Below are 25,173 nucleotides of genomic sequence, written 5' to 3'. Positions count from 1 at the left end.
ATGCGCAGGGCACGCCGCTTACTGACGGTAGGCGGTTTTAATCTGGCGAATGGTGTTGCTGAACACCTCGGCCTGCGGTTTATCAGCCAGCGCGGACTGAACGTAGCGCTCCATGTTGATGATCACCTTACCGGCATCAGCCTGGCCCATACCTTTCAGGATCAGCGTCACCATCATTTTCAGGCAGGCGACTTCATCCGCCAGCGCCTGGGTATCGCGCGATGTTACGAAATCTTCATCACTCATCATTATCTCCTTAGTGGAATGACCTTGTGCGCACACATTCTTCCCGTGCATAAAAAACAGAGTATATCATACGCTTGATGGAAGAATTTAGGCCACATCATCGACCCGCGCGCAGACGGTTAATTAATTGCGCCGTTCGTTATTTTTTGTGCGCAAAAAACTTCCACGGAAAGATTATTTTTAGGTGCTGCCGGCGGGAAGAAGCGAAGGCGGGTTATAAATTATAACTTAATGATATTAGTCACATTTTAACAATTTTATTCCAGTATGGTATTGCATCAGCTAAAAAAACAATCACCGCTGCCTGCTATTTGACATGGGTCATTGGTTTTGAGATTTATCTGGCGCCCCTGATGTTCTTTCCACGCGAAACCCGGTAAGATAACGCCCCTGAAATATATTTTCCCCCACTAACCTGCGGAGTACGTCCCGTTGATCAGCCTGCTTCTTGTCGATGACCATGAACTGGTACGCGCCGGTATTCGTCGCATACTGGAAGATATGAAGGGACTGGTGATTGCCGGGGAAGTGGCCTGTGGTGAGGATGCGGTAAAATGGTGCCGCACACATCCTGTGGATGTGGTGCTGATGGACATGAACATGCCCGGCATTGGCGGACTGGAGGCGACGCGCAAAATCGTGCGCTTCAATCCGGATATCCGCATCATCATGCTGACTATCCACACCGAAAACCCCCTGCCAGCGAAAGTCATGCAGGCCGGTGCGGCAGGTTATCTCAGCAAAGGGGCGGCGCCGCAGGAAGTGGTCAGCGCCATTCGCTCGGTGCACGCCGGTCAGCGTTACATCGCCTCTGATATCGCTCAGCAGATGGCGCTGAGCCAGATTGAGCCGCAGCGCGCCGAATCACCGTTCAGCTGTTTGTCGGAAAGGGAATTGCAGATTATGCTGATGATTACCCGAGGGCAAAAGGTGACGGAGATTTCCGAGCAGCTTAACCTGAGCCCGAAAACCGTTAATAGCTATCGCTATCGCATGTTCAGCAAGTTGAACATCAGTGGTGACGTAGAGTTAACGCATCTGGCCATACGCCATGGCCTGTTTAATGCGGAGCCGTTAATCAGTAGTGAGTGACGTTTTCAATCCCAAAGCCTTTCTCAGCACCGTGACCAGTCAGCCCGGCGTCTACCGCATGTATGACGCGACAGGCACGGTGATCTATGTTGGTAAAGCCAAAGACCTTAAAAAACGCCTGAGCAGCTATTTCCGCACGCAGGTGGGGAGCCGTAAGACCGAAGTGCTGGTCAGCAACATCCATAATATTGATGTCACGGTCACCCATACGGAGACCGAAGCGCTGTTGCTGGAGCACAACTACATCAAGTTGTATCAGCCGCGCTACAACGTGCTGCTGCGCGATGATAAGTCGTACCCCTATATTTTCCTTAGCGGCGATCCGCATCCGCGCCTGGCGATGCACCGCGGTGCCAAACACGCCAAAGGCGAATACTTTGGTCCGTTTCCCAACGGCTATGCGGTGCGTGAAACCCTGGCGCTGCTGCAAAAGGTGTTTCCGATTCGCCAGTGCGAGAACAGCGTCTACCGCAACCGCTCACGTCCGTGCCTGCAGTATCAGATTGGCCGTTGCCTCGGCCCCTGCGTCGCCGGCCTGGTGAGCGAAGAGGAATATGCGCAGCAAACCGACTATGTGCGGCTGTTTCTGGCCGGTAAAGACGATCAGGTAATTAATCAGCTGGTGCAGCGTATGGAGCAGGCCAGCGTGGGCCTGCGCTTCGAAGAGGCGGCGCGCCTGCGGGACCAGATTCAGGCGGTGCGGCGGATTACAGAGAAACAGTTCGTCTCCAATCAGGGCGATGATCTCGACGTGATGGGCGTGGCCTATGACGCCGGCATGGCCTGTCTGCACGTGCTGTTTATCCGGCAGGGCAAAGTGCTGGGCAGCCGCAGCTATTTCCCGAAGGTGCCGGCGGACACGGAACTCACCGAAGTGGTGCAGACGTTTGTCGGGCAGTTCTATCTGCAGGGCAGCGAAGCACGTACCTTACCGGCGGACATCCTGCTGGACTTCACTCTGCCTGAGCGGGAACTGCTGGCCGCATCGCTGAGCGAACTGGCCGGGCGCAAAGTCAGCATTCAGAGCAAACCGCGCGGCGACCGCGCGCGCTATTTGAAGCTGGCGCGCACCAATGCCGCCACGGCGCTGACGACGCGGCTGGCGCAGCACTCGACCATCCAGCAGCGTCTGGCGGCGCTGGCGGCGTTCCTCAAACTGGAGCAGATTAACCGCATGGAGTGTTTCGACATCAGCCACACTATGGGCGAACAGACCATCGCGTCCTGCGTGGTGTTCAACCGTGACGGCCCGCTGCGCGCTGACTATCGCCGCTACAACATTGAAGGAATCACCCCCGGTGATGACTACGCGGCGATGAATCAGGTGCTGCGCCGTCGTTACGGCAAGGCGCTGGAACCGGAAAAGATCCCGGATGTGATCCTGATCGATGGCGGTAAAGGGCAGCTGGCGCAGGCGCAGCAGGTGTTTGCGGAACTGGATGTGCCATGGGATAAAAACCGGCCGATTCTGCTCGGCGTGGCAAAAGGCAGCGACCGTAAAGCCGGCCTGGAAACGCTGTTCTTTGCGGCGGAAGGCGAGGGCGTTTCGCTGCCGCCGGACTCGCCGGCGCTGCATGTTATCCAGCACATTCGTGACGACGCTCACAATCACGCAATTTCGGGCCACCGGAAAAAACGCGCCAAAGTGAAGAACACCAGCGCGCTGGAGAGCATTGAAGGCGTCGGACCCAAACGGCGTCAGCAGCTGCTGAAGTACATGGGCGGCCTGCAACCGCTGATGAATGCCAGCGTCGATGAGATCGCTAAAGTACCGGGTATCTCCTTCGCCCTGGCGGAAAAAATCTACTACTCGCTGAAACACTAACATTGAAACAGGGTGGGCAATGTAGGAACATACGTTAAATCCTACTCACACCAGACAGTTACTGGCATATGCAATTTAACATTCCGACGTGTCTTACCCTGTTTCGAGTTGTTCTGATCCCGTTCTTCGTGCTGGCGTTCTATCTGCCATTTCACTGGGCTCCCTTCGCGACGGCGCTGCTGTTTGTCATTGCTGCGGTCACTGACTGGTTTGATGGCTTCCTCGCGCGTCGCTGGAAGCAGACAACACGTTTTGGTGCCTTTCTCGATCCGGTCGCTGACAAAGTGATGGTGGCGATGGCGCTGGTGCTGGTCGCCGAGTATTTCCACGCCTGGTGGATCACGCTGCCGGCCGCCACCATGATCGCGCGTGAAATCATTATCTCGGCCTTACGTGAGTGGATGGCGGAGATTGGCAAGCGCAGTAGCGTGGCGGTGTCGTGGATTGGCAAAGTGAAGACCACGGCGCAGATGCTGTCGCTGGTGGCGCTGCTGTGGCGTCCGGACGCGACCGTAGTCGGCGTTGGCGTGGTGGCGCTGTACATCGCAGCGGTGCTGACTTTCTGGTCAATGTTCCAGTATTTAAGCGCGGCACGCGGCGATTTGCTCGATAGCTGATCGATGCGATTTAAAAAGCAGCAAACGGACGCAGTGTGTGGATAATTCTATTGACTCGTTGCGTCAGATAAGTAGAATGCATCGCATCGAACGGCAGCAAGGCTGCAAGAAGCTGAATAAAATCAGCAAGTTCGGTGAAGCATAAGCACATGCGGGAATAGCTCAGTTGGTAGAGCACGACCTTGCCAAGGTCGGGGTCGCGAGTTCGAGTCTCGTTTCCCGCTCCAGATATTGCAATACGTCGCAGACGGCTTGCACCTCAGATTAAAAGGCGCGTTGGCAGAGTGGCCATGCAGCGGATTGCAAATCCGTCCACCTCGGTTCGACTCCGGGACGCGCCTCCAGTTTACACCCTGCCCGGGTGGTGAAATCGGTAGACACAAGGGATTTAAAATCCCTCGGCTTATGGTCGTGCGGGTTCAAGTCCCGCCCCGGGCACCATATTTAATACCGAATAAAATCAAAGCAATAAGTAGCAATGTCGTGACCGCCCAAGGGCGGTTTTTTTGTGCCTGAAAAATAAAACCGGGACATAACGTCTGTCCCGCTAATCTCAATCCTGTGGCTGGCCGACCGGGCCTTCGCCTTCGCTGGCGCCAGGTACTGACTGCTTGCTGGGTGCGTGCGGACGTCCGTCACTGCCCACCGCATCGCTGTGTTGCATACAGCCGGCCAGGGTAACCAATGTCAGTGCCGCTAAGGCTGCCTTCATCAAACCACTCATCTTGCTCTCCTCCTGTTACGAACCGCGTAATCGTTAACGCACTGAGAAATAAGCAAAGCCACGAATCCGCCTTTACGCAAGCGAAGCGCGTACAGTTTTCTTCTTTACTCTTAGCGGTCCTGCGCCAGCGTTTCAACGCGACGTCGGTATTCTCCCGGAGTGCAGCCAAACTCACGGACAAACGCTTTGTGAAAGGATGATTCGCTGGCGTAGCCGACGGCCAGAGCGATGTTGATTAACGGGGCTGTTTCGCGCGCCAGTCGCTGAGCGGCCAGTTGCAGACGAAGGGCGGTGAGCACGGCCAGCGGCGTGGTAGCGCTGAGCTGGCGGAACAGCAGCGCGAATGAGGCGCGGGACATAAACACTTGCTGAGCCATGGCTTCTACCGTCCACGGTCTTTCCGGCGCGGCGCACAGTTGGGTGATTAAAGGACCAAGCCGTGGATGCAGAGCCAGGGAGAGTAAGCCAGGGTGCGCTGCGTGAGTTGAGAGCCCATGGCGCACCGCCAGTGTGAACAGGCTGCCAATCTGCTGGCTGCGAAGTGCGGCATCACCAGCAGCTGGCAGTGCATCAGCACTCTGGGTGATGAACGGCAGCACCGCAGCCAGCCAGCGCCCATCGCTGCTTGTGGGTTCGGGGGCCAGCATTAGCACTTCGGGCAGGGCGGTGAGGAAAGCATGCGCCGACGCGGGCAGTTCCAGCAGGCCGCATACCAGTTGGGTTGGCTGCGTATGGCGCTGATAAATACGATGCGCGGCGTTTTGCGGCAGAAATATGACGCTGCCAGCATTGAGTTCGACACCCGCAGTGACGGGCATATCCAGCATGACCGGGCCACCTGTGACCGTATGCCAGCGCACTGCGCACAGGTGCCCGGCGCTGTGCGGCAGTTGCCACTCACCGCTCAGCACGCAGTTCTTATCTATGCTGCCCTGCGGGTTATGCAGCAGCAGCAGTTGACTCAATGGATCCATCTGTTTTTTCCCTTTTCCCTGAGCTGCCCGCTTGATTCAGACGCAAAGACAAAAATATCAGCGTTGCGGCGAAATACGGCGCGGCAGCAAACCGTAAGCTTTGGGTGATGACTATTTTTGACGCTTATGGAGAACATCATGAACCATTATCAGGCAGCAATCATCGGCTTTGGTAAAGCAGGTAAAACGCTGGCGGCGGCTCTGGGGCGCGCCGGATGGCGTGTCGCGATCATCGAAAAATCCCGCGTAATGTATGGTGGCACCTGCATTAATGTTGGCTGTATCCCAACGAAAGCACTGGTACACGATGTGCAACATCATGCCAGTTTCAGCGATGCCATGCAGCGCAAAGCGGCAGTAGTAGAATTGTTGCGTGAGAAGAATTACCTCAACCTGGCCGCTATTGCGCAGGTCGATGTTATTGATGGCGAGGCGGAATTTGTGGATGCCCACACGCTGAAAATCACCTCTTCGCAGCAGGTCAGCCAGATTCATGCTGAGCGTATTTTTATCAATAGCGGTGCCGAAGCGGTGTTTCCCGCACTGGAAGGCTTAGTTGCCGGACCGCGCGTGGTTGACAGCAGCGGTATCCTGAATTTAACGCAACTGCCGCAGCGGCTGGGGATCCTTGGCGGCGGTTATATTGGCGTTGAGTTTGCTTCCATGTTTGCCGGTTTTGGCAGCGAAGTGACGTTGTTTGAAAGTGCACCGCAATTTCTGGCGCGGGAAGATGATGATATCAGTGCGGCGATAGCCGGGATCCTGCAGGAGCAGGGCGTTAAGCTCGAGCTCAACACTGCATTACAGCGTGTAACCAGCGGTCGCGACAGCGTGACGCTGCATACCGCACAGGGCGATCGTGAAGTCGATGTGCTGCTGGTCGCCACGGGCCGTCGCCCGGCGACGAAGGCACTGAAACTGGAAAACGCGGGAGTGGTGACCGATGCGCGCGGCGCGGTGCGCGTCGATAAACAGCTTAAAACTTCCGTGGATCATATCTGGGCGCTGGGCGATGTTACCGGCGGGCCACAGTTTACCTATATTTCGCTAGATGACTTCCGCATCGTTTACGATCAGTTGCTGGGTAAGGGTACGCGCACCACCGAAGACCGCGTTAACATCCCATATTCCGTGTTTATGACGCCTGTGTTATCACGCATTGGTTTGACTGAAGCGCAGGCGCGCGCGCAGGGGCGGGATATTCAGGTGGTGACACTGCCGGTCGCCGCGATTCCGCGTGCGCGCGTTGTTGACGATACCCGTGGCATGCTCAAAGCCGTGGTTGATAATGGCAGCCAGCAGATTCTCGGCGTGGCGCTGCTGGCAGCGGACTCGCATGAAGTCATTAACATCGTGAAAACGGTAATGGATGCCGGGCTGCCGTATAGCGTGCTGCGTGACCAGATTTTTACCCACCCAACCATGAGCGAATCGCTCAATGATCTGTTTGCCCTGGTAAAATAATGCCGAACAGGACGCCCGCACCGGGCGTCCCTATCGCACATCTAGCCGAGATTGCCGCTGAGGCGATCGCGGAAATCGCTGCTGCGGTTATCCAGGCCGGTGAAGGTGACGCTGGCGCCGTGCCGCTGGTAGCGGTACTCAATGGCGTCGAGCGCCGCCACGCTGGAGGCATCCCAAATCTGCGCGTGGGTCAAATCGATGGTGACGCGCTGCGGATCGTGGCCGTAGTCAAAATGCTCAAACAGATCGTTGCTGCTGGCGAAAAACAGCGGGCCACGTACCGTGTAGTGCACCTGCTCGCCATCGTCACTCAGCTGACGTTCGGCATGGATCACGTGAGCGATGCGGCGGGCAAACAGCATCATGGCCAGCATCACGCCCACCAGCACGCCAAGCGCGAGGTTACCGGTCCACACCGTGACGGCGACGGTCAGCACCATCACCAGCGTTTCCGACCACGGCATGCGTTTCAGCGTGGCCGGCTGCAGGCTGTGCCAGTTCACGGTTTTCACCGCGACCACCATCATAATGCCCGCCAGCACCACCATCGGAATCTGCGCCATGATCTGGCTAAGACCGGTGACCAGCAACAGCAGCACCAGCGCCGCGGCCACGGTGGACACCCGGGTACGCGCCTTGCCCAGCTCAACGTTAACAATGGTCTGGCCGATCATCGCGCAGCCGGCGATACCGCCGTAAAAGCCTGCCAGAATATTGCCGACGCCCAGCGCCCAGGATTCACGCCGCTTGCCGGAAGGCGTATCGGTCATGTCATCCACCAGTTTGGCGGTCAGCAGGGATTCCATCAGGCCGACGAAGGCGACCGACAGCGCGGTGGGCCAGACAATCTGCAGCGTCTGCAGATTAAGCGGCACCAGCAGGGTATTGAAATCCGGCAGGCCGGCGTGCATTGGCCCTTCATCGCCGACGTTGGGCACGCGATAGCCCAGCAGCAGCGCGACAGCGGTGACAGCCACGATAGCCACCAGCGGCGAAGGCACGCTTTTAAGCACTTTGGGCAGCAGCAGCACGATGGCCAGCGTGGCGGCGAACAGCAGCCACACCAGACCCGACTGGCCCCAGACGTGCGGCACCTGCGCAAAGAAAATCAGTATTCCCAGCGCGTTAACGAAGCCGATCATCACCGAGCGCGGAATATAGCGCATCATGCGCGACAGCCCGGCAAGGCCGAAAATGATCTGAATAACACCGCCGAGGATCACTGCCGGCAGAATGTACTCCACGCCATGCGCGTGCACCATCGGCCCGATCACCAGCGCGACGGAACCGGCCGCCGCGGTGACCATCGCTGGCCGTCCTCCCAGAATCGACAGCGTCAGGCACAGCACCACCGAAGCGACAAGGCTGACTTTAGGGTCGACGCCGGCAATCACGGAAAACGAAATCACTTCCGGTATCAGCGCCAGGGCGGTAATCACCCCGGCCAGGCACTCGCGGGTGAAAAGAGAGGGTGAACGCAGCACACGTGCGACCGTGATGTCGCTCGCTGTGGCAGCGGGGCGATCGGCAGTTTGACTCATCTGTTGCAGGCTCTTTTATTGGATGCGCATGCCGTCACGGCATAGCAATATTTAATGGAAAAGTTGACGCGGGCGATGTTACCGGGGGATGACGCGAGGCGCCAGTAAAACGGGGCGATAAGGTTGATTCCATCCCTGGAATCCGCTGCGGCTACAGCGAAAAATCATCCGGGGTCTGGTGAACCACCAGTTCCAGCAGGTGACGGTAGACATCCAGCTGGACGACATCGGCTTCCTGCTCCAGCCGGCTAATCAGGGCGGCAATAATGGCCTTATTGGTCACCGGCATACCGCTGTGCAGGATTTCAGCAATCAGATGGCCTAAGACTTCCATCTCATTGGTTTCACTGTTAACAGCCTGTTTAAAATTGTCAGCGATGGCATCGCTGCTGTTGACGGCATTTTGCATGTGTAAGCCCTTAAGATTGGCTGATGGCCCTGCGGCCAGCACAACCAGGATGAAATATTTCCGCGCGGACAGGCGCGAAAAACCTGACTCACCACCCAACACAAAAAGACACCTCTGAAGGTGGAAATCCACAACACCTTCAGAGGCGACGCAACTGCATCATTCGTTACCGAATCGTTAACCGATTCATGGCGGCTAAAGTTATACAGTAACCCCTAATCTGTACAAGCGGCGGCTTGTGCATTTCGTGCTTATCAGGCTAATTTACTCAATATTATAGGGTATTTTGCCGAAAAAAGTTATACAGGCAAGCTGTACACGCGGCCTGGCCGGGCCTTTTTGCGACTTAAGTGAAACTGGTAATCTGCGCGCAGCACGACTAAATTTGCTGATGTAAGCAAACTTTTCATTCGCACGTCGCTTAGCTTATAATAACCTTCCAATTTAGTTAGAACTCTAACCATTAGGCCGCTACGCTTTGACTGACCATCCACAACCGTTTTCCCGTCTGTTGCATCTTACTGCCCATGCGTGGCGGCTGGCGGTTGATCGCCGCCTGAAAGAGAGCGGTTTGAGTATGAGTAGCTGGCTGGCAATTGCCAGCGTAGCGACCGCCAGTGAACCGCCGACGCAAAAGGCGCTGGCACAGCTATTGGGGCTGGAGGAAGCCAGTGTGGTGCCGCTGGTCGATCGGCTGGTGAAACAGCAGCTGCTGGCACGGGTGCAGCCAAAGGAAGATCGTCGCAAGCGCCTGCTGGTGTTAACCGAGCAGGGCGGCGAGGCGTTCGCTACGGTAAAAACGCAGGCGGATGCGCTGCGCGCCCAGCTGCTGGCCGATATCGATCCCGCCGCGCTGGCAGTGACCGAAAACGTGTTGCAGCAGCTGCTTGAACGCTTAGGAAACGTATAGCCGTGGCGAAACGTAACCCGTACGCCCCCCGCGAATGGCTGCCGCACGAAAAGCCGATGCTGCCGGGATCGCCCTCGACACCGCTGCATGCGCCATCGAAACGCATCGCGTTTGGCCTGATCGGCCTGCTGATCTCCATTACCGGCGCGCTGAGTAATGCGCTGGTGACCGCCAACCTCACCAATCTGCAGGGCACCTTCGCCGCATACAGCAACGAAATCGCCTGGCTGCCGGCGGTCTACGTAATGGGCAATATCTCCATTAATCTGTTGCTGGTGAAGTTCCGCCAGCAGTTTGGTCTGCGGCTGTTTACCGAAGCCTTTCTGGTGCTGTACGTCATCGTGGCGTTTTTTCACATCCTCGCTAACGATCTCAGCTCAGCGATTATCGTGCGTACCGCGCACGGCATGGTGGGCGCGGCGCTCAGCTCGCTGGGCATCTATTATCAGATCCAGGCCTGGCCGGCGAAGCACCGTCTCAAAGCGCTGGTGATTGGCATCACTGCCTCACAGCTGGCGATTCCGCTCGCGCGGCTGTTCTCCAGCGAGCTGCTGCAGCTGGAGGAGTGGCGCGGCCTCTATCTGTTTGAACTGGGCCTGGCGATGATTGCGCTGGGCTGCGTGCTGGTGGTCAAGCTGCCGCCGGGCGACCGCATCAAAGCGTTCGAAAAGCTCGATTTCGTCACCTTTATGCTGCTGGCACCGGGCATGGCGTTATTGTGCGGCGTGCTGTCGCTCGGGCGCATTGAGTGGTGGTTCAGCACCCCCTGGCTTGGCGTCTGTCTGGCGCTGGCGCTGGTGCTGATTGTCGCGGCGGTGGTGCTGGAGCATAACCGCGCTAACCCGCTGATTAACACCCGCTGGCTGAGCAATGGCATGATCGTGCGGCTCGGCATCGTGATGATCATGATGCGCATCGTGCTGGCCGAGCAGAATACCGGGGCGGTGGGCTTTCTGCAGCAACTGGGCCTGCTCAACGATCAGATGCGCGGACTGGCGCTGGCGATCATTGCGGGCGTGATCTGCGGCATGATTGCCAGCGCGCTGACCATTAAACCCAACCATCTGAGCTGGCCAATCGTGGTCTCGCTGGCCGTAATGATTGTCGCCTCGCTGATGGATGCGCAATCCAGCCCGCTGACGCGCGCCAGCAATCTCTACTTCAGCCAGTTTCTGCTCGGTTTCAGCAGTGCTTTTTTCCTTGGGCCAGCGATGCTGCTTGGCATCGGCGGCGTGGTGACTCAGCCGAAAAATCTGGTGAGTTTTGTCGTGCTGTTTGGTATGAGCCAGAATCTTGGCGGGCTGATTGGCTCCGCCATTCTCGGCACCTTCCAGACGTGGCGTGAAAAATATCACTCCAGCCTGCTGGGCGATCAGCTGTCGCTGCTCGATCCCAATGTGGTTGATCGCCTCAGCCAGTACAGCGCGCTGTTTCGCAGCCAGCTGGCGGACAGCGGCCTGCTCAGCGCGCAGAGCAGCAGTCAGCTGCAAACCGTGGCCACGCTGCAGGCCAACGTGCTGGCTTATAACGATACCTATTTACTGACCGCCGCGCTGGCAATGATAACGCTGATGTGGGTGCTGTGGCGCCTGACGCGGCTGCGTTATCTTAACTGGCGCCAGGCGCGACATAATCTGACTGAGCAACAGCAGCAGGCTGCGCCAGCAAACCGAACGGAGACCCCATGAGTCAACAGGACGATCTACAGGCTGCGGAGCGCGAGCGCACCAACCGCCGACGCATTCTCTCTATCGCCGCCGGGAGCGGTATCGCCATCGTGGGCGTGCTGGTGATTTTATACGCCTGGCAGCTATGGCCCTTTACCAGCACTATCCAGTCAACGGAAAACGCCTATGTGCGCGGCCAGGTGACCTTTATCAGCCCGCAGGTCAGCGGCTACCTGACGAACGTTGAGGTAGTTGATTTGCAGCCGGTGCGCAAAGGACAGCTGCTGATGACCATTGACGATCGTATCTATCGCCAGCGCGTGCATCAGGCGCAGGCACAGCTGGCGATGAAGATTGCCGCGCATAATAACAACCAGCAGCAGCAGAAGAGTGCGGAGGCCACTATCGCCAGCAATAAAGCCGCGCTGGAGAATGCCAAAGCGCAGGCGCTGAAAAGCAGTCTGGATTTGAAGCGGGTGGAAAATCTGGCGGCGGATGGCTCGCTGTCGGTACGCGAGCGTGACGCCGCGCGCGCAGCCAATGCGCAGGCTCAGGCCCAGCTGCGCCAGGCGGCGGCGCAGGTGGCGGTCTCGCAGCAGAATCTGCAAACCACCATCGTCAACCGCGCGGCGCTGGCCGGCGACGTAGCCAGCGCGCAGGCGGCACTGGAGCTGGCCAATATCGATCTGGACAATACGCGCATTATCGCGCCGGACAGCGGCCAGCTCGGTCAGCTGTCGGTGCGCAAAGGCACCTACGTTACTGCCGGCACGCGGCTGACCTCGGTGGTGCCGGATAATAAATGGGTGATCGCCAACCTGAAGGAAACCCAGCTGGCGCGCGTGCGCCCCGGCCTGCCGGTGTCGATCCGCGTTGATGCGCTGGACGGCAAGCGCTTTGACGGCCGCGTTGAGTTTATCTCGCCCGCCGCCGGATCTGAGTTCAGCGCCATCTCGCCAGATAACGCCACCGGTAACTTCGTGAAAATCGCCCAGCGCATTCCGGTGCGTATCAAAATTCTTGGTGACGATCTGCAGCAGCTGCGGCCGGGGATGTCGGTGGAAGTCGACATTGATACCGCCGCCGAACCACACCGGGATGCGTTATGAAGCGGCCGTTACTCGCGGTGCTCATCGCGCTGCTACTGACCGGCTGCGCCCGCGACGTGGAGCAGGCGCCGTCGTCGCTGCCGATTCCGCCCGACTGGCGCCAGCAGGTCGGGCCCGCTGCCGCGCCGGAAGCGCAGTGGTGGCGCAGCTTTGGTGATGATCGCCTGAACTGGCTGGTGAACCAGGCGCTACAGCACAACAGCGATATTCTCATTGCCCGGTCGCGCGTCGATCAGTATCGCGCCGAGCTGCGCGCTGCGCAGGGCGACAACTTCCCCACGCTGTCGGCGGGCGTGGCGGCAACCCATCAGCGTGCGCTGTCAGCGGCGACCGGTCAGCCGTACGAAAGTGCGGTATTTCAGGGACTGCTGCAGGCGAATTATGAGGTCGACTTGTGGGGCAGCCGCAGCAACAGCATCCGCGCGGCGGAAGCCACGCTGGCGGCGCAGCGTGCGGCGGCCTCGGCAGCCGAGCTGACGGTGGCCAGTTCGGTCGCGTCCGGTTACCTCAGCCTGTGCGCGCTCGACGAGCAGCTGCGCGTCACCGAGGCCACGCTGGAAACGCGACAGAACTCGCTGAACCTGGCGCAGCGTCAGTTCGAAACTGGCTATACTTCGCGGCTGGAATGGATGCAGGCGGCGTCGGAGTATCAGACGGCGAAAGCGCAAATTCCGCAGCTGCAGCATCAGATCGCCCAGCAGGAGAACGCGCTCAGCATTCTGGTCGGCATGAATCCGCGCCAGATCGCGCGCAGCAGCCAGTTCGACCAGCTGCGACCACACGCACTGCCGGCGCTGCTGCCGTCGCAGCTGCTGAATCGCCGGCCTGACATAGTCCAGGCGCAGCGCCTGCTGCTGGCGAGCGACGCGTCGCTGGCGGCGGCACAGGCACAGCTGCTGCCATCGATCAACCTGACGGCGTCCGGCACGCTGCAGAGCAGCCAGCTACACGATCTGCTGGATAATCCGTTCCGCCTGTGGAGCATCGGCGGCAGCGTGCTGGCACCGCTGCTCAACCGCGAAGCCCTGACCGCGCAGGTGGATGTGGCGATGGCGTCGCGCAACCAGGCGCTGTACGGCTACGAAAGGGTGGTGCGCAACGCCTTTGCCGAGGTGGATAACGCACTGGATGCCATCACGCGCAGCCAGCAGCAGCTGACGGAACTGCAGGCGCAGGAACGCTACGTTGCCGAGGCGTGGCGGATTGCGCGCAACCGTTATCAGAATGGCTATGCGTCCTATCTCGATGAGCTTGATGCGCAGCGCACGCTGTTCAGCACCCAGCTGAATATTGTGGCGGTGAAAAACACGCTGCTGCTGGCGCAAATCGATCTCTACCGCGCTCTCGGCGGCGGTTGGCAGGGGTAACACTGCGGCAGTTACGTTGGTACGTGACTGCTGCAACGCTTTCCTTGTTTAGCGGCGGTTCTTGCCTCTCCTCTCACTGAACATCACTTTTAGCAAATTGCTTGCATTTAGCTGTACGCTGCGCATAATCGCAAACCGCAATAATAATGATTCTCAGTATAATTTACATCAGGGGATAACCATGCGCAGAACGCCTTTCAATCCCGGAATGAAACCGACGCTGCTGGCCATGCTGGTCAGCGCCGGTTGTTTGCCAGTGATGGCTGCTACCACTAACACCAGTAATGCTCCTCAGGGCGCTAACGAACAGCAGACGCTGACCGTTACCGCCACGCCGCAGAGTGAATTCAAACCCGGCGGCAACGACTTAGTACCGGCCTTTCTCGACGGCCAGATTGCCCACGGCGGTCGCCTCGGCATGCTGGGCGAGCAAAACGCCATGGACGTGCCGTTCAACGTCATCGGCTATACGGCAAAAATGATTCAGGACCAGCAAGCGCAAACCATCGCCGATGTGGTGCGCAACGATGCGGGCGTGCAGAACGTCAAAGGTTACGGCAATTTTGCTGAAACTTACCGCATTCGGGGTTTTACTCTCGACGGCGATGATATGACTTTCGGCGGTCTGCCGGGCGTGGTGCCGCGCCAGGTGATGGACGCTTCGCTGATCGATCGCGTGGAGATCTTCAAAGGCGCGAACAGTCTGGTTAACGGCGCAGCCAGTTCCGGCGTCGGCGGTATGATTAACCTCGAGCCGAAACATGCCGAAGATACGCCGATCAATCGCGTTGGCCTCGATTACACCTCCTCGTCTCAGGTTGGCGGAACGCTGGACGTGGGGCGCCGCTTTGGCGATAACAATCAGTTTGGCGTGCGGGTTAATGCCGTACATCGCGAAGGTGAAACCGGCGTTGACGGCGAGAAAAAACGCACCACGGCGGCTTCGATCGGTCTTGATTATCGCGGCGACCGGCTGCGCACCTCGCTGGACGTTGGCTATCAGAAGAAAACCTTCCATGACGGCTTACAGGGCGTGAAATTCGCCAGCGCCGGGGTGATCCCGGCGGTGCCGTCAAATTCGCACAACTACAGCCAGAAATGGGTGTACAGCGATATGGAATCTGAATTCGGTATCGCCAAAGCAGAATACGATATTACCGACAGCTGGACGGCCTATGCCGGTCTCGGCGCACAGCACGCTCATGAAACCGGCAACTACGGCGCGCCGACCATTACCAACAGCAACGGTGACGGTACCATCAGCAGCTTCTACTCCAACCGTATTCAGGACAACATGAGCGGCATGGTGGGGCTGCGCGGTGAGTTCCACACCGGTTTCGTCAGTCATAAAGTCAACGTGGGTTACTCGGCGCTGACCACCAATGCGAAAAATGCCTACGACATGTCGCTGGTGGGCACGCCGTTTAATATCTACCACAGCGGTGACGTGGCGGAACCGGCGGCCACCTTCGCCGGCGGCAAGTTCTCCGATCCGCTTACCACGTCACGTACCCGCACCCAGGGCTATCTGCTGAGCGATACGCTCGGATTACTGGACGATACGCTGCTGGTGACCGTCGGTGCTCGCCATCAGAAAGTGGTGGTGCGCAGCTATAACTACAACACCGGCGCGGAAAGCGTTGATTCGCGCTTCACCAACGACCGCTGGATGCCAACCTACGGCGTGGTTTACAAGCCATGGAAAGAAGTGGCGCTGTACGCGAACCATACGGAAGCGCTGCAGCCTGGTGAAGTGGCCCCTAAAGACGCCGTCAACTATGGCACTGTGACCGGCGTGGCGCACTCGAAGCAGAATGAGATCGGTGTGAAAACGGATTTCGGCCGCATCGGCGGCTCGCTGGGGCTGTTTGAAATCCAGAAACCGTCCGGCCTGATCAACAGTGACAATGTCTACGTCATGGATGGCGAGCAACGCCATCGCGGCGTGGAAGCCAACGTGTTTGGTGAGCCGGTGCTGGGCCTGCGCCTCAACGCCAGCGCCACCTGGATCGATCCGGTGATGAAGAAAACCGCCGGCGGCACTTACGATGGCAAACAGGCGATCGGCGTGCCGCGCTACACCTACGCGCTGGGCGCGGAGTATGACATCAAGCCGGTGGAGGGTCTGACGGCCACGGCGCTGCTCAACCACAGCGGCTCTCAGTACGCCAACTCGGCCAATACCCTCAAGCTGGACAGCTATACCACGCTGGATCTTGGTATGCGTTACCGCATGAAGGTGAATCAGAACGATCTGGTGTGGCGCGTGGCGGTCGAAAACGTCACCAATGAGAAGTACTGGTCAAACGTTGATGACACCGGCACCTATCTCGCGCAGGGCGACCCGCGCACGCTGAAAATCAGCATGAGCTACGATTTCTAAGCGGCCACCACGGGGCGTAGTGACGCTCCGTGGTCTTTTCCGACAGAAATAGTGCTGTACGTTGGCCGCTATTCCATTACACTCTGTGCGGCAATCCCGCTGAAAAACGCCTCTTTCCTGTTGAGTCATCATGAGTTCACCCGCGCCACCTGACGATCACGACGAACCTTTACGGCAACCGCTGGATGATGCGCACTTCGCCATTGTGGTACTTGCAGTGACCTCGGTTACCCTTATAATCTTCGTCCTGATGCTTACATTATGGATGAGCTGAGGCCAGCAACCGACTACGGACGCCCGCAAGGAGATGTCGATGGAATCCCGGGATGACAAACTGATCGCCATCATTGGACTGCTTTCCGCCTGCCTGATCGGCGTAGTGTTCCTTTTCACCATGACCTGGCTGACGGACGTGCGCCATCCAGCCGATCCGTCACTGGATGTACAAACCTGCCCGCCCAAAACCGCCAGCCCGGTGCAGCACTCTTAATCCTGGGTGCGCCATTTAATCTGCTGACTGCGTAACTCCAGCGCCAGCGCTTCATGCAGGGTGCGATTGCCATTGGGATCGCCCAGACCAAACAGCGCGCCAGGCGAGCGCCGATCGTCGGCCCACGCCGGATACTCCACCACCGGATAGAGCGAAATGCCCTCCAGCGCCACGCCCTGCGCTAAGGCCAGCCGCGCTTCATCACTGACATGGCGCAGCCAGGGCGCGCGCGCGTCACCTTCCGCGCCGGTTTCCGCCAGCAGCAGCGGGCGCTGATAACGCTGCCAGCACTGCATCAGCAGCCGGTGCAGTGGCTGACGCTGCGGGTGGTCGGGCGGAATGGTGTCGCCGGAGAAGAACCAGTGGTTGTCGGGATAATAGTTCAGCCCCAGGATGTCGAGAAAATCGGGCTGACCACCCAGCTCCGGCGCATCGCGTCCTGCCAGCCAGTCCCAGGCTTCAAACTGCGCCTGATGCTGGCTGTCGGCATAGGGTTTGCTGTCGGGGTTATGCGGATCGGCGGCGATCTGCACCAGCGGGTCGGTCAGCACGAAGCGGGCATCCGGATAGACGTCGCGAATGGCGTGCATGGCCGTCAGTGAGGCGCGCACCAGCTGACGTTTCAGTTCGCGGCCGCGCGCGCTGGCGTAGGGATCGAGCCACGAGACATCGGCGCCGGCCCAGGACCAGAAGGATATCTGATTGATAGGCGTAAAGAACGGCTGCTCCACGCCCTCATCCCGCATCAGCTGCGCCATGGCGCGCGCGAAGCGGCCAAAATGCTCCACAAACGCCGGCTTCCAGATATCGAGATGATCGGGGTAGCCAAAGTGCGCCAGCTCCCAGATGATTTGTAAATCATGGCGCGCCGCCGCGTGAATCATCGGCAGAAAGGTGCGCCAGTCGTATTCACCTGGCGTGGCCTCAATCAGGTGCCAGCGGGCGCCGTCGCGCGCGGTGCGCAATCCCTCCTGCGCCAGCGCGGCGTAATCTTTCTCCAGCAGCATGTCGTGGCCGCTGCTGATGACCATATCCAGTCGTCGCCCGCCGCTGCGGCAGGCGGTAGAGCAGGGGAAGCTGCCCTGAAAAAAGCTGCGAAATAGCCGGGGCTGATGGCGCGGGGATAGCTGAGTCATGATCTTCTCCTCACGAAGAACGCCGGATGCAGAACGCCTGGCTAAGTCTAGACTAAATTAACGCCGCACCCGACGCGGAAGTAGACGGCTCTGATTGCCTTTACGTGCGGTGATACCAACAATAACAGCTTCAGGGTAAGCAGGGATTGAGTATGAGCGAAGCGGCACTGCGTTCCTCACGCGAACGGCCGGGCGACGGGCTGAGAGAACATGCGCAACAGCAATGTGCCCGTCATCCGGGACTGAGCGGCATTCATCCGCTGAACGATGGGCTGGATGCGTTTGCGGCACGCTATCTGCTGATGGGCATGGCGCAGCACACCATCGACGTCCAGTATTACATCTGGCACAACGACATGTCCGGACGCCTGCTGTTCAGCGCGCTGCTGGATGCGGCGGAGCGCGGCGTACAGGTGCGCCTGCTGCTGGATGACAACAACACGCCCGGGCTGGATGACACGCTGGCCGAACTCGATCGGCATCCGAACATCGCCGTGCGGCTGTTCAATCCCTTCTCGTTTCGCACCCTGCGCGCGCTGGGCTATCTGACCGACTTCGCCCGCCTGAATCGTCGGATGCACAACAAGAGTCTGACGGTTGACGGCGCGGTGACGCTGGTGGGCGGCCGTAATATCGGCGACGAATATTTTGGCACCGGTAATGAGCCGCTGTTTACCGATCTCGACGTGCTGGCGCTGGGACCTGCGGTAGAGGAAGTGGCGGAAGATTTCGCCCGCTACTGGCACAGCAAAGCGGTATCGCCGTTGCGCAGCGTCGTGGACAACGGCGCACCGCCGCATGAAGCGGTGCGTTTACCGCCGGAGTGGCAGCAGAGCGAGGCGGTGCAGCGCTATCTGGCGCGGCTGGAGAAATCTTCGTTTGTCAGCCAGCTGGAGCAGAGCTCGCTGAGCATGACCTGGGCACACACGCGGCTGTTAAGTGACGATCCGCGCAAAGGGCTGGGCAAAGCGAAGCGCTCCTCTTTGCTGCCGCAGCGCATGCTGGAGGTGATCGGCACGCCGCAGCAGCAGTTCGATATCATCTCGGCCTATTTTGTCCCGACCCGTGCCGGCGTGGCGCAGCTGCTGGCGCTGAAGCGGCGGGGCGTTAAGATCGCCATCTTAACTAACTCGCTGGCCGCCAATGATGTCACCGTGGTTCACGCCGGCTATGCGCGCTGGCGCAAGAAGCTGCTGCGTCACGGCATTGCGCTCTACGAACTGAAGCCGCAGGCCAATGCCGCGGATGCCCCGCACGATCGCGGCCTGACCGGGAATTCCGGCTCCAGCCTGCACGCCAAGACTTTCACCGTCGATAACCGCAAAGTGTTTATTGGCTCGTTTAATTTCGATCCGCGTTCGGCGGTGCTGAATACGGAAATGGGGCTGGTGATTGAGAGCGAAGCGCTGGCGCAGCAGACTCATCAGCGCTTCAGCAGCGGCATGCGCGACCGCGCCTGGGCACTGCGGCTGGATAAGTGGGGCCGCGTTAACTGGGTGGAGTACAGCGGCGAAGCGCGGGAAGTGGTGCATAAGCACGAGCCGCAGTGCACGCTGTTGCAGCGTTTGCTGGTGCGGCTGGTATGGCGTCTGCCGGTGGAGTGGCTGCTATAGCCGGGCTGCACCGCGCGCAGCCCGGCGGGTAAGCACGCCGTTACGTCTGCGCGGAGGTCTCTGGTTTGCGCTGCGGCTTGCCGGAGAACAAAAAGCGCAGCAGCGGGATACGCAGATGAATCTCGTACAGGGCAAAGGCAACGCCAAACACCATCAGCAGTCCGACAAAGAAGCCCAGCGTATTACTGCTGATGTGTGGCGTAACGTAGATGCCGTACAGGATGGTCAGCGGATGGTGCACCAGATAAATAAACAGCGACGCGTTCACCAAATACATGATGCGCGGCGAGTGGCTGTTCAGCAGCTTGTGGCCGAAGCTGAAGCAGACGTTCAGCATACACAAGCCCATCAGCGTAGAAATGATGGCATCAAGCTCGTACAGCCAGCCTTCACCGCTGCTGTAGCGCTGATTCAGGCTGTACGCGATAAACACCGCAATGGCACCAAAGCACATCACCGGATTAAACCGCACAAACAGCGCTTTCAGCGCCTGATGTTTCCAGCTCAGCGCACCCAGCATAAAGAACGGCAGGAAGAACAGCGACTGCATTACCGCAATGCTGAACAGGCCATCCATTAACAGCGCGGGAGCAAAGTGGAAAATCAGCCGGCGGAAGGCGCACCACACCAGCGCATAGGCCAGCAGGGCCAGCGTCAGCTTGCCCCAGCCAACCTGCTGATAATCGATGCGGCGCTGCTGATCGCGCAGCCAGCGGAAGCTCAGCATGCCAAACGCGGTGAGAATCACCAGTACCAGTAAAAACCACAGGTGCGAAATCAGATCCCACATCAGCGCGTTGTACTTGTCATACAGCGAGAAGTTTGCCCAGTCGCCGACTTTGCTGGTGAGATTTTTCAGCATAAAAAACTGCGGCAGGGTAATGAGCGGCACCGCGGTTAACAGCGGAATGCCGACGCGCTCCAGCCGCACCTTCAGCCAGCGGTTGGGCTGATAGCGCAGATAGAGCATATACGAGAAATAACCTGAAATAACAAAGAACACCTGCATGCGGAAGGCGTGAATAAAATCATTCAGCACCGTCAGCCACAGTGAGGCGTCCTGGCTGTTAACCGACCAGCGTTGGGTCGAGTAAATCAGTGAGACGTGGAAAGGCACGCCCAGCAGCATTAAATACGCTCGAATCGAGTCGAGGAAATATTCACGTTCGGGTTTGGCTGAACTCATAAGCTTCCGGTTTGTCAGTTTACTTGCCGGTTTCACCCTGAAACCGGATTATGCCGGACGAAATTCTACCGGCTGTAAACAGCGTATACTATCAGGTGAATCTGTTTCTTAATCTTCCGGGTTTAATTATCCGAAAAGTACACTTTCGGCTTACGAATCAGGGGAACAATCTTTTACATAAGCTGTCGGAAAACCGAATAATCCTTTAAGATAAATGGGTTTGATCTAAGCACACGAAAGGGGGGGATGTGCTGACTAAAGTGAAGAATAATGGCGGGCTGGTGAAGATGCGCTGGGTAGGCGCAGCAGTTCTGCTGGCGTTGTACGCCAACAATAGCTGGGCGTTCAACATTGATGATGTGGCAAAGCAAGCTAAGGCGCTGGCAGGGAAAGGTTTTGAAGCGCCAAAAAGCAATTTACCCTCTCAGTTTCGTGAAATGAAGTTTGCTGACTATCAGCAGATCCAGTTTAACCACGACAAAGCATACTGGGGCAAACTGCGCACGCCGTTTAAGCTCGAGTTCTATCATCAGGGCATGTATTTCGACACGCCGGTGAAAATCAATGAAGTCACCGCGTCTTCGGTACGTGAAATCAAATATAACCCTGACTACTTCAATTTCGGCAACGTGAAACACGATGCCGATGCGGTGAAAAACCTCGGTTTTGCCGGTTTCAAAGTGCTGTATCCTTTAAATAAAAAGGGTAAAGACGATGAGATCACCAGCTTCCTGGGTGCCAGCTATTTCCGCGTGATTGGCGAAGGCCAGGTGTATGGCCTGTCGGCGCGTGGTCTGGCGATTGATACCGCGCTGCCTTCCGGTGAGGAGTTCCCGCGCTTTAAAGAGTTCTGGATCGAGCGGCCGAAGCCGCAGGATAAACAGCTGGTGATTTATGCGCTGCTGGATTCTCCGCGCGCCGCCGGTGCTTATCGCTTTGTGATCCAGCCGGGCAAAGAGTCCACCGTGGACGTGCAGTCTAAAGTGTATCTGCGTGACAACGTCGGCAAACTCGGCGTAGCTCCACTCACCAGTATGTTCCTGTTTGGCGCTAACCAGCCGTCGCCGGTCAGCAACTTCCGTCAGGAGCTGCATGATTCGAACGGCCTGTCGATTCACGCCGGAAATGGCGAGTGGATCTGGCGTCCGCTCAATAACCCGAAACACCTGGCGGTCAGCACCTTTACCATCGAAAACCCGAAAGGCTTCGGTCTGCTGCAGCGTGGCCGTGACTTCAGCCATTACCAGGACCTGGACGACCGCTATGATCTGCGTCCAAGCGGCTGGGTTGAGCCGCAGGGCGACTGGGGCAAAGGCCGCGTAGAGCTGGTGGAGATCCCGACGGCAGATGAAACCAACGATAACATCGTGGCCTTCTGGACGCCGGAGAGCCTGCCAGAGCCAGGCAAAGAGATGAACTTCAAATACCGTCTGCACTTTACGCGTGATGAAAACCAGCTGCACCAGGACGATGTGGCCTGGGTGAAAGACACGCTGCGTTCTGCGGGCGATGTGAAGCAGTCTAACCTGGTGCGTCAGCCGGATGGTTCCATCGCCTTTACCGTGGACTTTGTCGGTAAAGCGATGAGCAAGCTGCCGGAAAACACCCAGGTGGCGCCGCAGGTCAGCGTCGGTAACAACGCCGACGTGGTCGAGCAGAGCGTACGCTACAACCCGGTCACCAAAGGCTGGCGTCTGGTGCTGCGTCTGCGCGTCAAAGACAACAAGCAGCCGACCGAAATGCGTGCGGCGCTGGTAAGCGGCGACAAGACATTGACGGAAACCTGGAGCTATCAGTTACCTGCCAATGAATAAATCGACTTATTTACCTCAATCTTATGTGGAGGCGCTGCCGCTTGATGCGGCAGCACGCGCCACGCTCAGCGCCTCGCTGCAGAATGCGCAGGCGTTTCATGCCATTCACAGCGCGCTGGGGCAGGATATCGCCGCCAGCGAACGGCCGGACGATGCGCCGCTGAAATCGGTCTCGTCGCGCGTATCCATGGCGTGGCCGGATTCGCTCGCCGATGGCCAGCAGCTCAGTAAAGATTACCTCGACCGCACCACGCTGAAGGCGATGCCGCCGGTGAAGCGTTCGCTGATGTTCCCGGAAGCCTGGCGTACTAACCCGATCGCGCGCGCCTGGGATTCACTGCGCGGGCAAAAAGGCAACCCACGCTATGCCACGGTGGAAGAGCAGAAAGCGGAAGACAAATGGCGCCACGTAGGTTCCATGCGTCGCTACGTGCTGCTGATTCTGACCATTCTGCAGACCGTGGTCGCCACCTGGTACATGAAAACCATTCTGCCGTATCAGGGCTGGACGCTGCTCGATCCGGTCGAGCTGTTTAACCAGAACTGGCTGCAGTCGGTGGAGCTGATCCTGCCGTATATTCTGCAGACCGGCATCCTGTTCCTGTTTGCCATCCTGTTCTGCTGGGTATCGGCCGGTTTCTGGACCGCGCTGATGGGCTTCCTGCAGCTGCTGATCGGCCGCGATAAGTACAGCATCTCGTACTCGACCACCGGTGATGAGCCGCTCAATCCGGAACATCGCACCGCGCTAATCATGCCAATCTGTAACGAAGACGTGGAACGCGTGTTCGCCGGTCTGCGCGCCACCTGGGAGTCGGTGAAACGCACCGGTAACGCGGAGCATTTCGATGTTTACATCCTGAGCGACAGCTACGATGCCGACATCGCCATCGCCGAGCAAAAAGCGTGGATGGAGCTGGTGCGGGATGTCGGTGGGGCAGGCAAGATCTTCTATCGCCGTCGTCGCCGCCGCGTGAAGCGTAAAAGCGGCAACATCGATGACTTCTGCCGTCGCTGGGGCAGCAACTACAGCTACATGGTGGTGCTGGACGCCGACAGCGTGATGAGCGGTGAGTGTCTTACCGGTCTGGTGCGCATGATGGAAGCGAACCCGAACGCCGGTATTATCCAGTCCTCGCCAAAAGCGTCAGGCATGGATACGCTGTATGCGCGCTGTCAGCAGTTCGCCACCCGCGTTTACGGGCCGCTGTTTACCGCCGGTCTGCACTTCTGGCAGCTGGGCGAATCGCACTATTGGGGGCACAACGCCATCATTCGCGTGCAGCCGTTTATTGAACACTGTGCGCTGGCGCCGCTGCCGGGTGAAGGCTCCTTCGCCGGTTCGATCCTGTCACATGACTTCGTGGAAGCGGCGCTGATGCGTCGTGCCGGCTGGGGCGTGTGGATCGCCTACGATCTGCCGGGTTCTTATGAAGAGCTGCCGCCGAACCTGCTTGATGAGCTGAAGCGTGACCGTCGCTGGTGCCACGGCAACCTGATGAACTTCCGCCTGTTCCTGGTAAAAGGCATGCACCCGGTGCACCGCGCGGTGTTCCTGACCGGCGTGATGTCCTACCTGTCGGCGCCGCTGTGGTTTATGTTCCTTGCGTTGTCGACCGCCCTGCAGGTGGTGCATACGCTGATGGAACCGACCTACTTCCTGCAGCCGCGTCAGCTGTTCCCGGTGTGGCCGCAGTGGCGTCCGGATTTGGCGATTGCGCTGTTCTCCACCACGCTGGTGCTGCTGTTCCTGCCAAAACTGCTCAGCGTGGTGCTGATCTGGTTTAAAGGGGCGAAACCGTACGGTGGCGCATTCCGCCTGTTCCTCTCGCTGCTGCTGGAGATGCTGTTCTCAGTGCTGCTGGCACCGGTGCGCATGCTGTTCCACACCGTGTTTGTGGTCAGCGCGTTCCTCGGCTGGGAAGTGGTGTGGAACTCGCCGCAGCGTGACGATGATGCCACGCCGTGGAGCGAAGCGTTCCGTCGCCACGGTTCACAGATGCTGCTGGGCATTGTCTGGGCCGTCGGAATGGGTGTGCTCGATCTCAACTTCCTGTGGTGGCTGGCGCCAATCGTCTTCTCGCTGATTCTGTCGCCGTTTGTCTCGGTGATGTCGAGCCGCGCCACGGTCGGGCTGAAGAGTAAGCGTGCCAGGCTGTTCCTGATCCCGGAAGAGTATGAGCCGCCGAAAGAGCTGGTCGACACCGATCACTATCTGCAGCTGAACCGGGAACGTGCGCTGAAGCATGGCTTCATGCATGCGCTGTTCAATCCGGCGTTCAACGCGCTGGCGACGGCGATGGCGACATCGCGCCATAAGCAGAGCGGACTGCTGGATCACGCACGCGATCGCCGCGTCGATCAGGCATTGAGCGATGCGCCGGAAAAACTGAATCGCGAACAGCGTCTGCAGCTGATCAGCGATCCGGTGGTGCTGGCGCGCGTGCACACGCGCTTGTGGGAAAGTGCGGATAAATATCATCAGTGGGTAGAGAGTTATCAGAAACTCACGCTTAACCCGCAGGCGCTGCCTCAGCGCGCCTGACAGGCTAACGGTGATGAAAAAGCGGCAGCGATGCCGCTTTTTTTATGCCTGCGCTTCAGCG

Annotated in this window: 20 protein-coding genes and 3 tRNA genes; 16 read left to right on the top strand and 7 right to left on the bottom strand. The window is 58.5% G+C overall.

The window, feature by feature from the left end; translation table 11 throughout:
• Positions 1-18 precede the first annotated feature (18 nt).
• The gene (locus tag AC6I8P_RS11685; protein WP_010616664.1) at positions 19-246 is read right to left on the bottom strand and encodes a DUF2594 family protein; all 228 of its coding nucleotides are present in this window, start codon (positions 244-246) and stop codon (positions 19-21) included.
• A gap of 432 nt (positions 247-678) precedes the next feature.
• Here AC6I8P_RS11685 and uvrY point away from each other — a divergent pair, with 432 nt between their 5' ends.
• The 6 genes from uvrY to AC6I8P_RS11655 all read left to right on the top strand — a co-directional run bounded on the left by uvrY (position 679) and on the right by AC6I8P_RS11655 (position 4,221).
• On the top strand, positions 679-1,338 hold the full coding sequence (gene uvrY, locus AC6I8P_RS11680; RefSeq protein WP_021508277.1) for a UvrY/SirA/GacA family response regulator transcription factor: 660 nt from the start codon (positions 679-681) through the stop codon (positions 1,336-1,338).
• Entirely contained in the window at positions 1,331-3,163 is a 1,833-nt protein-coding gene (gene uvrC / locus AC6I8P_RS11675; RefSeq protein WP_058769589.1) for an excinuclease ABC subunit UvrC, read from the top strand. Before uvrY ends, uvrC begins: the two co-directional genes overlap by 8 nt.
• Positions 3,164-3,231: 68 nt before the next feature.
• Positions 3,232-3,780: a CDP-diacylglycerol--glycerol-3-phosphate 3-phosphatidyltransferase gene (pgsA, locus tag AC6I8P_RS11670; protein ID WP_021508275.1), complete on the top strand. Its 549-nt coding sequence runs from the start codon at positions 3,232-3,234 to the stop codon at positions 3,778-3,780.
• A 151-nt stretch (positions 3,781-3,931) separates the two neighbouring features.
• Positions 3,932-4,007: transfer RNA gene (locus AC6I8P_RS11665), tRNA-Gly, on the top strand.
• 43 nt (positions 4,008-4,050) lie between these two features.
• Positions 4,051-4,124: transfer RNA gene (locus AC6I8P_RS11660), tRNA-Cys, on the top strand.
• 11 nt (positions 4,125-4,135) lie between these two features.
• Positions 4,136-4,221: transfer RNA gene (locus AC6I8P_RS11655), tRNA-Leu, on the top strand.
• A 112-nt stretch (positions 4,222-4,333) separates the two neighbouring features.
• Here the strand turns inward: AC6I8P_RS11655 and AC6I8P_RS11650 are convergent.
• Both AC6I8P_RS11650 and AC6I8P_RS11645 read right to left on the bottom strand, forming a co-directional pair.
• Positions 4,334-4,504, bottom strand: coding sequence for a hypothetical protein (locus AC6I8P_RS11650; protein ID WP_058769590.1), 171 nt, complete (start codon positions 4,502-4,504; stop codon positions 4,334-4,336).
• Positions 4,505-4,614: 110 nt separating this feature from the next.
• Positions 4,615-5,478 carry a helix-turn-helix domain-containing protein gene (locus tag AC6I8P_RS11645; protein ID WP_058780781.1) on the bottom strand — a complete coding sequence of 288 codons (864 nt, stop codon included), beginning with the start codon at positions 5,476-5,478 and terminating at the stop codon, positions 4,615-4,617.
• Positions 5,479-5,616: 138 nt separating this feature from the next.
• On the opposite strand from AC6I8P_RS11645, the gene rclA reads away from it, so the two are divergent.
• Positions 5,617-6,942, top strand: coding sequence for a reactive chlorine resistance oxidoreductase RclA (rclA, locus tag AC6I8P_RS11640; RefSeq protein ID WP_338670346.1), 1,326 nt, complete (start codon positions 5,617-5,619; stop codon positions 6,940-6,942).
• Positions 6,943-6,983: 41 nt separating this feature from the next.
• Here the strand turns inward: rclA and AC6I8P_RS11635 are convergent, their stop codons facing one another.
• Together AC6I8P_RS11635 and AC6I8P_RS11630 are read right to left on the bottom strand one after the other, a co-directional pair.
• A complete protein-coding gene (locus AC6I8P_RS11635) occupies positions 6,984-8,483 on the bottom strand; it encodes a SulP family inorganic anion transporter (RefSeq protein ID WP_498030627.1) in 1,500 nt (499 codons plus the stop codon).
• A 151-nt stretch (positions 8,484-8,634) separates the two neighbouring features.
• Positions 8,635-8,892 carry a biofilm/acid-resistance regulator YmgB/AriR gene (locus AC6I8P_RS11630; RefSeq protein WP_125309408.1) on the bottom strand — a complete coding sequence of 86 codons (258 nt, stop codon included), beginning with the start codon at positions 8,890-8,892 and terminating at the stop codon, positions 8,635-8,637.
• A gap of 478 nt (positions 8,893-9,370) precedes the next feature.
• Here AC6I8P_RS11630 and AC6I8P_RS11625 point away from each other — a divergent pair, with 478 nt between their 5' ends.
• The 6 genes from AC6I8P_RS11625 (at position 9,371) to AC6I8P_RS11600 (ending at position 16,818) form a co-directional block, all read left to right on the top strand.
• Positions 9,371-9,802, top strand: a complete 432-nt coding sequence (locus AC6I8P_RS11625; protein ID WP_058769594.1) for a MarR family winged helix-turn-helix transcriptional regulator — start codon at positions 9,371-9,373, stop codon at positions 9,800-9,802.
• Between the two features lie 2 nt (positions 9,803-9,804).
• Positions 9,805-11,490: an MFS transporter gene (locus tag AC6I8P_RS11620; protein WP_132465245.1), complete on the top strand. Its 1,686-nt coding sequence runs from the start codon at positions 9,805-9,807 to the stop codon at positions 11,488-11,490.
• Positions 11,487-12,578 (top strand): HlyD family secretion protein, encoded by a 1,092-nt coding sequence (locus tag AC6I8P_RS11615; RefSeq protein ID WP_211724755.1) that lies wholly within the window; start codon positions 11,487-11,489, stop codon positions 12,576-12,578. The genes AC6I8P_RS11620 and AC6I8P_RS11615 overlap by 4 nt, the downstream gene beginning before the upstream one ends.
• Positions 12,575-13,945 (top strand): efflux transporter outer membrane subunit, encoded by a 1,371-nt coding sequence (locus tag AC6I8P_RS11610; protein WP_241797802.1) that lies wholly within the window; start codon positions 12,575-12,577, stop codon positions 13,943-13,945. Before AC6I8P_RS11615 ends, AC6I8P_RS11610 begins: the two co-directional genes overlap by 4 nt.
• 181 nt (positions 13,946-14,126) lie before the next feature.
• Entirely contained in the window at positions 14,127-16,328 is a 2,202-nt protein-coding gene (locus tag AC6I8P_RS11605) for a TonB-dependent receptor (protein WP_481657709.1), read from the top strand.
• Between the two features lie 313 nt (positions 16,329-16,641).
• Complete coding sequence (locus AC6I8P_RS11600) at positions 16,642-16,818, top strand: hypothetical protein (RefSeq protein WP_021506450.1); 177 nt, start codon at positions 16,642-16,644, stop codon at positions 16,816-16,818.
• Here the strand turns inward: AC6I8P_RS11600 and AC6I8P_RS11595 are convergent.
• Complete coding sequence (locus AC6I8P_RS11595) at positions 16,815-17,954, bottom strand: beta-glucosidase (RefSeq protein ID WP_127833908.1); 1,140 nt, start codon at positions 17,952-17,954, stop codon at positions 16,815-16,817. The two genes, AC6I8P_RS11600 and AC6I8P_RS11595, sit on opposite strands and share 4 nt — an antisense overlap.
• Positions 17,955-18,106: 152 nt before the next feature.
• On the opposite strand from AC6I8P_RS11595, the gene AC6I8P_RS11590 reads away from it, so the two are divergent.
• Entirely contained in the window at positions 18,107-19,567 is a 1,461-nt protein-coding gene (locus tag AC6I8P_RS11590; RefSeq protein ID WP_481657708.1) for a phospholipase D-like domain-containing protein, read from the top strand.
• Positions 19,568-19,607: 40 nt separating this feature from the next.
• Here AC6I8P_RS11590 and mdoC read toward each other — a convergent pair whose 3' ends face one another.
• A complete protein-coding gene (mdoC, locus tag AC6I8P_RS11585; RefSeq protein WP_021506447.1) occupies positions 19,608-20,753 on the bottom strand; it encodes a glucans biosynthesis protein MdoC in 1,146 nt (381 codons plus the stop codon).
• A 278-nt stretch (positions 20,754-21,031) separates the two neighbouring features.
• On the opposite strand from mdoC, the gene AC6I8P_RS11580 reads away from it, so the two are divergent.
• On the top strand, positions 21,032-22,567 hold the full coding sequence (locus AC6I8P_RS11580; protein WP_182688977.1) for a glucan biosynthesis protein G: 1,536 nt from the start codon (positions 21,032-21,034) through the stop codon (positions 22,565-22,567).
• Positions 22,560-25,112, top strand: coding sequence for a glucans biosynthesis glucosyltransferase MdoH (gene mdoH, locus AC6I8P_RS11575; RefSeq protein WP_058769612.1), 2,553 nt, complete (start codon positions 22,560-22,562; stop codon positions 25,110-25,112). Before AC6I8P_RS11580 ends, mdoH begins: the two co-directional genes overlap by 8 nt.
• Positions 25,113-25,173 lie beyond the last annotated feature (61 nt).

It is taken from the genome of gamma proteobacterium symbiont of Lampromicra miyakona, assembly GCF_059730895.1.
The sequence above is the reverse complement of the archived record's forward strand: the minus strand, read 5'-3'. Positions and strand labels throughout refer to the sequence as shown.